Here is a 9,100-nt window from a genome sequence, read left to right on the forward strand (position 1 = left end):
GGCCGTCGCGGCGCGGGGCGCCGCGAGAAAGGACCGCTAATGGCACGCGGATTCTCCGGTGTGATGCTGCGCAGCTTCGGCGCACGCGACCACACCGCGACGGTGATCGAAACCGTCCGGATCGCACCGCACTTCGTGCGGGTGCGCATGACGTCGCCGACCCTGTTCGAGGACGTGGATGCCGAACCGGCCGCGTGGCTGCGGTTCTGGTTTCCGGACCCGGACGGATCGAAAACGGAATTCCAGCGCGCGTACACGATCTCGGAGGCCGACGTCCCCGCCGGGCGCTTCGCGGTCGATATCGTGCTGCACGATCCCGCCGGTCCGGCGTCGCAGTGGGCGCGCACCGTCCAGCCCGGCGCCACCATCGCGGTCATGGCGCTGATGGGCTCGTCGCGATTCGACATGCCCGACGAGCAGCCGGCCGGATATCTGCTGATCGGTGACTCGGCATCCATCCCGGGGATGAACGGCATCATCGGGGTCGTCCCCGACGACGTCCCGATCGAGATGTACCTCGAACAGCACGACGACAACGACCCGCTGATCCCGATCGCCCAGCACCCCCGGCTGCGACTGCACTGGGTCGCCCGCCACGACGAGAAGTCGCTTGCCGCGGCGATCGAGAACCGGGACTGGTCCAACTGGTACGCGTGGGCGACGCCGGAGGCCACAACGCTCAAGCAGGTGCGAATGCGGCTGCGCGACGAGTTCGGCTTTCCCAAGTCCGAGGTGCACGCCCAGGCGTACTGGAGCGCCGGACGCGCGATGGGCACCCGGCGCGGTGACGAACCGGCGGCATCGGACGGCGTCGCACCCGCCCTCTCTGCGGAAGATGTTGCGGCGCAGTTGGAATCGGCTCCGCAGGTGTCCGACGCCCCACCCGCCCCGGCGGCCCGTGGGAGCTGGCGGGCCCAGGGCGCGGGCCGGCTGCTCGCGCCGCTGCGCTCCGCGCTGATCCTCTCGGGTGTGTTGCAGGCGGTGATCACGCTGGTGCAACTGGCGCCGTTCGTGTTGCTCGTGGAGCTGGCCCGGCGGCTCGTCTCGGGTGCGCCCGCCGCCCGACTGTGGGATATCGGCGTCGCGGCGGTGTCGCTGCTCGGTCTGGGGGCGTTGCTGGGCGCCGCCCTCACGCTGTGGCTGCACGTCGTCGACGCGCGGTTCGCCCGTGATCTGCGAACACGGCTGTTGCACAAGCTGTCTCGGCTGCCGCTGGGCTGGTTCACGGCACGCGGGTCGGGGTCGATCAAGCAGTTGCTGACCGACGACACGCTGTCCCTGCACTATCTGGTCACCCACGCCATCGGCGACGCGGTCGGCGCCGCCGTCGCGCCGGTCGCGGTGCTGGTCTATCTGTTCGCCGTCGACTGGCGGGTGGCGCTGGTGTTGTTCTTGCCGGTCCTGGTGTACCTGGTGCTGACGTCGTCGCTGACGATCCAATCGGGTCCGCGCATCCCGCAGTCGCAGCGCTGGGCGGAGACGATGAGCGGCGAGGCCGGGGCCTACCTGGAGGGCCAGCCGGTGATCCGCGTCTTCGGTGGCGCCGCCGCCTCCAGCTTCCGGCGCCGCCTGGACGAATACGTCGGTTTCCTGGTCGCCTGGCAGCGCCCGCTGGCCGGCAAGAAGACGTTCATGGACCTGGTCACCCGCCCCTCGACGTTCCTGTGGCTCATCGCGCTCACCGGCACGTTGCTGGTGGTCGCCGGCCGGATGAATCCGGTGAACCTGCTGCCGTTCTTGTTGCTGGGCACCACATTCGGAGCGCGACTGCTCGGCATCGCCTACGGCCTGGGCGGCATCCGCGCCGGCATGTTGGCCGCCCGGCGCCTGCAGAACACCCTCGACGAGGCCGACCTCGCCGTGCACGACGACCACGAGGCGCACGGGGATCCCGCGTCGACGGTGGTGTTCGAGCACGTCGGTTTCGGCTACCGGCCCGACGTGCCGGTCATCCACGACGTCTCGCTGACGTTGCGGCCCGGGACGGTCACCGCGCTGGTCGGGCCCTCCGGGTCCGGCAAGTCGACGCTGGCCGCCCTACTGGCCAGGTTCCATGACGTCGGACAGGGCGCGATACGTGTTGGGGGACAAGATATTCGGTCGATGACCGCCGACCAGCTGTACGCCCAGGTCGGATTCGTGCTGCAGGAAACGCAATTGGTGCACGGGACCGTCGCGGAGAATATCGCGCTGGCCGTCCCCGACGCCACCGCGGCGCAAGTCGAACAGGCCGCGCGCGACGCGCAGATCCACGACCGCATCATGCGGCTGCCCGACGGCTACGACACCGTGCTGGGTGCCGCCAGCGGCCTGTCCGGCGGTGAGCGGCAACGGCTCACGATCGCCCGCGCGATCCTGGCCGACACCCCGGTGCTGATCCTTGACGAGGCCACCGCGTTTGCCGACCCCGAATCGGAATACCTTGTGCAGCAAGCGCTCAACCGGCTGACGCAGGACCGCACGGTGCTGGTGATCGCGCATCGATTGCACACCATCACCCGGGCCCACCAGATCGTCGTGCTCGACCACGGCCGCATCGTCGAACGCGGCACGCACGACGAGTTGCTCAGCGCCGACGGCCGGTACCGACGGCTCTGGGAGGGCGGTCGTCGCGACCAGGTAACCGCGGGCACGACGGGCGAGGGGGCGCGATGATCCGCACGTGGCTGAGCCTGGTTCCGGCGGACCGGCGCAACCGGGTCATCACCTACACGGTGCTCGCACTGGTCTCCGTGCTGGTGCGCGCGGTGGCCACCGTGCTGCTGGTCCCCTTGGTCGGGGCGTTGTTCGGCGACGCCCCGCAGCGCGCGCTGGTCTGGCTGGCCTGGCTGACCGCGGCCACCGTGGCCGGCTGGGTCATCGACACCGCAACCGCGCGGATCGGTTTCAACCTGGGCTTCGCCGTGCTGGATCACAGCCAGCACGACGTCGCGGATCGGCTGCCCGGCGTGCGGCTGGATTGGTTCACCGCCGAGCACACCGCGACCGCACGGCAGGCGATCGCCGCCACGGGGCCCGAGCTGGTCGGCCTCGTCGTCAACCTGCTCACGCCGCTGATCTCCGCCGTCCTGCTGCCCGCGGCCATCGCGGTGGCACTGCTGCCGGTCTCCTGGCAACTGGGGGCCGCAGCGCTGGGAGGCCTGCCGCTGCTGTTGGGCGCGCTGTGGGCATCGGCCCGGTTGGCGCGGCGCGCGGACTCTGCGGCGGCCGAGGCCAACACCGCGCTCACCGAGCGGATCATCGAGTTCGCCCGGACCCAGCAGGCGTTGCGGGCCGCACGTCGTGTCGAGCCGGCGCGCAGCATGGTCGGCGATGCACTGGCGGCACAACACGGCGCCACCATGCGCCTGCTGTCGATGCAGGTCCCGGGCCAGCTGCTGTTCAGCCTCGCCAGCCAGCTCGCGCTGATCCTGCTGGCCGGGGCGACTACTGCGCTGACCGTGCACGGAACGCTCACGGTGGCCGAGGCCATCGCGCTGATCGTCGTCATCGTGCGCTACCTCGAGCCGTTCACCACCATCAGCGAGCTGGCGCCGGCGCTGGAGAGCACCCGCGCCACACTCGACAACATCCGTGCCGTGCTGACCGCGCCGCTGATGACTGCCGGCGCCGCCAAGCTGGCCGGCGCCGGGGCGCCGCGAATCGAATTCGCGGACGTCGTGTTCCGCTACGACGGCGCGGGCACACCGGTGCTCGACGGCGTGAGCTTCGCGTTGGATCCGGGCAGCACGACGGCGATCGTCGGACCGTCCGGTTCGGGCAAGAGCACGATCCTGGCGCTGATCGCCGGGCTGCATGAGCCGACCGGCGGACGGGTGCTGATCGACGGGGTGGACGCGGCGACGCTGGACGGCGAGGCCCGGCGGGCGGCGGCCAGCGTCGTTTTCCAGCACCCCTACCTGTTCCACGGGTCGATTCGCGACAACGTGTTCGCTGGAGATCCGGGCGCCGACGACGAGCGCTTCGCGCGGGCGGTGGCGCTCGCGCGCGTCGACGAGCTGGTCGGACGGCTGCCTGACGGCGTCGACACGGTCGTCGGCGAGGCCGGTTCGGCGCTGTCCGGCGGTGAACGCCAGCGGGTCAGCATCGCCCGCGCGTTGCTCAAACCGGCGCCGATTTTGCTGGTAGACGAGGCGACCAGCGCGTTGGACACCGAGAACGAAGCCGCGGTGGTCGACGCGCTCACGGCCGACCCGCAGTCACGCACGCAGGTGATCGTCGCGCACCGCCTGGCCAGCATCCGTCGCGCCGACCGCGTGCTGTTCCTCGACAACGGCCGGGTGGTCGAGGACGGCACGGTTGACGAATTGCTCGCTGCGGGCGGCCGATTCGACGAATTCTGGCGCCAGCAGCACGAAGCCGCCGAATGGCGCATTCTGGCCGACTAGCGCACCGCGGTTGACCGCAACTCTTGCGGTATGCCTTACAGTTTGTCAGTCGGACCGTGCTGTCTGCGCAGGAGGAGGCGTGCCGCTATGAGTGCTGTGCTGTCGATACCGCGATACCCCGGCGACGTGACCCCGCAGTGGTTGTCGGCCGCGCTGTCCGGCGGTGGCCCGCCCGTCGAGGTCGCCGACGTGGACGTGGTCGCGATCGGCACCGGACAGACCGGGGCGACCTACCGGGTCACCGCTCGCTATGCGACGGATCCGGGGGACCTGCCGCAGACGTTCGTCATCAAGCTGCCCGCCCAGGACGACACGGTGCGCGACCGGGTGGTCATCGGCTACCGCAGCGAATGCGCGTTCTATTCCTCGGTGGTGGATCGGGTGCAGGTGCCGACACCGCGGTGCTTCTATTCCGAGATCACCGACGATGCAATGGATTTCGCCCTGCTCCTGGCGGACCAGGCGCCGGCGGTGCAGGGCGATCAGCTCGTCGGCTGCGGGGAAACCGAGGCGCGCCTTGCGGTTACCGCTCTGGCCGGGCTGCACGCACCCAGCTGGTGTGATCCCGTCTGGCTCGATTTCCCGGGCATCGCGTTTGGCCGGCCGGATGAGGCCGGTGCGGGCGGCATGGGCGAGGTGGCGAAGTTGAGCGCCGACATCACGCTGGAGAAGCTGGGTGAGCGGATGAGCGCCGTGGATCGCGATACCTTCAGTGCCGCAATGGGTTTGATCGCGCCCTGGCTGCTGTCCGAGTATGACCGGTTCGCCCTGCTGCACGGCGACTATCGCCTGGACAACCTGTTGTTCGATCCGGAGCGAACCCGGGTCAGCGTGGTGGACTGGCAGACGCTCGGCGTGGGTCTGCCGGCGCGCGATCTCGCGTATTTCACCGCGACCAGCCTCGCTCCGCAGCTGCGTGCGAGCATCGAAGAGGGCCTGGTCACCGACTATCATCGCGCGCTGACGGCCGGCGGGGTCAGCGACTACGACCGCGAAACCTGTTGGCGCGATTACCGGCTCGGGGTGCTGCAGGCCCCGCTGATCTCGGCACTCGGGTTCGCGTTCGCCGCCGCCACCGAGCGCGGCGACGACATGGTGCTGACCATGCTCAGCCGCGGCTGCCAGGCGATCCGCGAGCTGGGGACGCTGGACCTAATCGAGCACTGATCGGCGAGCCGTTTCTTGCGCCAACTGCATGCGTGAGGTGAGCCCGAGTTTCGCGTAGACATGGGTGAGATGGGTCTGCACGGTCCGCGGCGAGATGAACAGCCGATCGCCGATGTCCTTATTGCCCAGTCCTTCGCTGACGAGGCGGACGACGTCGCGCTCGGTCGGGGTCAATGAGTCCCAACCGCTGGGCGGACGCTTGCGTTCACCCCGCCCACGGCGGGCGTACGCGATTGCCTCCTCGGCGGACAGCGCCGCCCCCGCGGCCCAGGCGGCGTCGAACTCCGTCTCTGTCAAGGCTTTACGGGTCGCGTCGACCGATGCCGAGTATTCGGCGTCGTACACCCGGAAGCGGACGATGCCGGTTCGCTCGCGCACGGCGTGCGCAGCTCCGAGAAGCCGCGCCGCTTCAAGGTGGCTTCCGGCGTCCCCCAGCAAGCGGGCAAGGCACTCAAGTAGGTCTGGAAGGAACAACTGGGCTCGCGTCTCCGCCGCGCGGGTAAGCGCGTCCTGCAGGTCGCGTTCGGCCTGCCCCGGCTCGTTCTCCGCGAGCGCGACGCGGGCGCGGGTCAATAGTGCCTGAACCGTGAACCACCCGGCCGCGGCTGCGACGTCTTCCTCGGCGAAGCGGCGTGCGGACGTGAGATCGCCGCGGGCCAGCGCTACCTGAGCCGACGGCTTCGCGGTGGTGGCTGCAAGTGGCCAGTCCCCGAACCGTTCGCGCGCCATGTCGCTGGCTTCGATGGCCGCGTCGACATCGCCTTCGGCGAGAGCGCCGAACGCGAGCGCCGCATGCACTACCCCCTCTTGGAAACGGCCGATGTCGGCGGCGCCGTCGAGCGCCTCCAGCGCCAACGCGCGACCTTCGGCCGGCCTTCCGCTGTGAGACAGCGCCAGACATAGGCTCGACCGGACATTGACCTGCCAGATCACGGCATGCGCGGCGTCCGCTTCTTTTAACAATTCACGTTGGTGCGCTTCCGCATCGACAACATCGCCTCGCGCCCACTGAACCCCGGTGAGACACCACCGGGAGCCGCGCGAATAGCCCTGATCGCCGACCTCATCGGCGAGGTCGCGGCCCTCCGTCGCGGCAGCGAGTGCGGCGTCCAAATCTCCCGCGCCGAGGATGCAAGTGAGCGCCTGCGCGTAGAGGAGTTGGCTCAGCCTCCACCGGTCGCCCATAACTCGGATCAGGTTCTCCGCCTCCGCCAGGTAAGGCTGGGCCAGTCCAGTGTTCCAGGCGGCGAGGCGTCCGCACGTAACGAGGGTGCGGCCCAACAGTGCCGGATCATCCAGCTGACGTGCGATGGCCAGCGAACGCTGCGCGTGCGCAAAACTTTCCGCGTCGCGCATGTTGTCCAGGAACGCCTTGTCGGCCAACGCCCGCGCCATCACCCGGGGGTTCACGGCGCCTCGGGTCTCACAGTCGGCCAGGCCCAGGTCGAGCCAGTCCGATCCCTCCTTCAGGCGGCCACGCGAAAGCCAAAGCGGCTGCAGCGACGTGGCCAGCAGCAGCGCGCTATCAATGTCGGAGTTCTCGCGACTCCACGCGAAGGCGGCACGCAGATTGTCGATGTCGGTCTCCGCTTGATCCATCAGAAGCTCAAGGCTGATGACACCGGGAGTCTCGAATGCCGCCGCCATTGCGGTGAAATGGTCGCGGTGCCGGTCGCGGACACCGATGGCCTCGGGGGACTCGCTCAGCCTTTCCTGCGCGTACTGGCGGATCGTTTCCAGTAATCGGTATCGCGTTGCGCCGCGGACGGATTCGGCGATTACCAGCGACTTGTCAATCAGCAAAGCAAGCACATCCAGTACCTGGTGCGGCGCAAGATCCTTATCGCAAACCACTTCACGGCAGGCGTCGAGGTCAAAGCCGCCCATGAAAACTCCGAGCCTACGGAACAAGATCCGCTCCGGTTCGGTCAGCAGCGCGTGGGACCAGTCCACCGAGGCTTGCAACGTCTGTTGGCGGCGCACAACCGTCCGCGAGCCGCCGGTCAACAAGCGGAATCGGTCTTGCAGGCCGGCGAGAATCTCGTTGGGAGAGAGTGCGCGCACCCGCGCCGCGGCCAGCTCTATGGCGAGGGGCATGCCGTCGAGCCGACGGCAGATCTCTTTGACCGCGGCGGCATTGTGGTCGTCGACGCTGAACCCGGGACGCGCGTGACGGGCGCGGTCTTCGAAGAGTCGCACGGCGTCCCCCTCGAAGGACAGCGATGGCACCCGCCATATCACCTCGCCGCTCACGCCGACCGGCTCGCGACTCGTTGCCAAGGCCGTCAGTCGCGGGCAGCCCGCCAGCATCGCGGTGGTGAGCCCGGCGCTGGCGTCCAGCAGATGCTCGCAGTTGTCGAGCACCATCAGCATGTGTCGGTCACCGATGAACTGCAGCAAGCTTTTCTCGGGGGACCGCCCCGGCTGGTCCGGCAAACCCAATGCCCGGACCGCGGTGACCGGCACCAGGTCCGGGTCGGTAATCGGAGCCAGGTGGACATAGCAAAGCCCGTCTGTGTAGTCATCCGCGACGGAGGCCGCCACCTCCAACGCCAACCGGGTCTTGCCCACGCCGCCGGCGCCCGTCAACGTCACCAACCGGTTTTGCGCGAGAATGGTTCGCACGTCGCCCATCTCGCTGTCGCGGCCCACGAAGCTGGTCAGCTGAGTCGGAAGATGTTGAGCGACAACGGTATCGGGCTTCCGAAGGGGCGGAAATTCGTTGCAGAGGTCGGGATGGCACAGCTGCACAACCCGCTCGGGACGGGGCAGATCGCGGAGCGGGTGGGTACCCAGGTCAGTCAACCACGCGTCGTCGGACAGTGTGTCGGCAACGAGATCGCTGGTCGTGCCCGACAACACCGTCTGGCCGCCATGCGCGAGCTCGCGAAGTCGGGCGGTCCGGTTGATGGCCGGACCGACGTAGTTGTTCTCGTCCCGCAACTGCACCTCGCCGGTGTGCACCCCGATTCGTAACTGCAACGGCGCGAGGGGAGCGCGCTGCAACGCAAGCGCGCACGTCACCGCGTCGGACGCTCGGCTGAAAGCGATGACGAAGCTGTCACCCTCACCCTGCTCGACCGGACGAATTCCGTGATGGGCGCCGACCAACTCGGCGAGGAAGGTGGGCGGGCGTTCGTGCGCAGCATGGAAGGCGTCGAGGAGGTGCTGTTCACCATCCGCCCGGACCGCTGGCTCAGCGCCGACTTCACCGGCGACCTGTAGAGCCGAAAGATATACGCGCATCCGCCGATGTTTTGCGGCATGCGCTCAGCTCATGCTGGCTAACATGAGCGAAGTCGATCCACGTGCGGACGTGCCGCCGTTGGACTGGAGCGAGCTAGGCATGAACGAGCCCTTGCCGACGGGCACGGTGACGTTGCTGCTGGCCGACGTCCAGGGTTCGACGCAACTGTGGGACACCCAGCCGCAGTTGATGTCCGCCGCGATCGCGAAATTGGACCAGACCCTCGCCGAGTTGGTCGGCGCCCATCACGGAATTCGTCCGGTCGAGCAGGGTGAGGGTGACAGCTTCGTCATCGCTT

General features: G+C 68.6%; 5 protein-coding genes and 1 pseudogene. 5 read left to right on the forward strand and 1 reads right to left on the reverse strand.

Features of this window, described 5'->3' with window-relative positions:
- Positions 1–39 precede the first annotated feature (39 nt).
- The 3 genes from A5646_RS13105 to A5646_RS13115 all read left to right on the forward strand — a co-directional run bounded on the left by A5646_RS13105 (position 40) and on the right by A5646_RS13115 (position 5,555).
- Positions 40–2,655, forward strand: coding sequence for an ABC transporter ATP-binding protein/permease (locus tag A5646_RS13105; protein WP_067022031.1), 2,616 nt, complete (start codon positions 40–42; stop codon positions 2,653–2,655).
- Positions 2,652–4,388 carry an ABC transporter ATP-binding protein gene (locus tag A5646_RS13110; protein WP_067022033.1) on the forward strand — a complete coding sequence of 579 codons (1,737 nt, stop codon included), beginning with the start codon at positions 2,652–2,654 and terminating at the stop codon, positions 4,386–4,388. Before A5646_RS13105 ends, A5646_RS13110 begins: the two co-directional genes overlap by 4 nt.
- 87 nt (positions 4,389–4,475) lie before the next feature.
- Complete coding sequence (locus A5646_RS13115) at positions 4,476–5,555, forward strand: phosphotransferase family protein (protein ID WP_067022035.1); 1,080 nt, start codon at positions 4,476–4,478, stop codon at positions 5,553–5,555.
- Here the strand turns inward: A5646_RS13115 and A5646_RS13120 are convergent.
- On the reverse strand, positions 5,541–8,666 hold the full coding sequence (locus A5646_RS13120) for a LuxR C-terminal-related transcriptional regulator (RefSeq protein ID WP_231998314.1): 3,126 nt from the start codon (positions 8,664–8,666) through the stop codon (positions 5,541–5,543). The genes A5646_RS13115 and A5646_RS13120 overlap by 15 nt on opposite strands.
- Here A5646_RS13120 and A5646_RS29885 point away from each other — a divergent pair.
- A pseudogene (locus A5646_RS29885) lies at positions 8,667–8,780 on the forward strand (pyridoxamine 5-phosphate oxidase); the annotation flags it as partial.
- A gap of 64 nt (positions 8,781–8,844) precedes the next feature.
- Positions 8,845–9,100, forward strand: a 256-nt coding sequence (locus A5646_RS13125; protein WP_231998288.1) for an adenylate/guanylate cyclase domain-containing protein, incomplete at its 3' end; no start/stop codon positions are given.

Origin of the sequence: Mycobacterium sp. 1245499.0 (genome assembly GCF_001673615.1) — a bacterium.
GTDB classification, from domain to species: Bacteria; Actinomycetota; Actinomycetes; order Mycobacteriales; family Mycobacteriaceae; genus Mycobacterium; species Mycobacterium europaeum_A.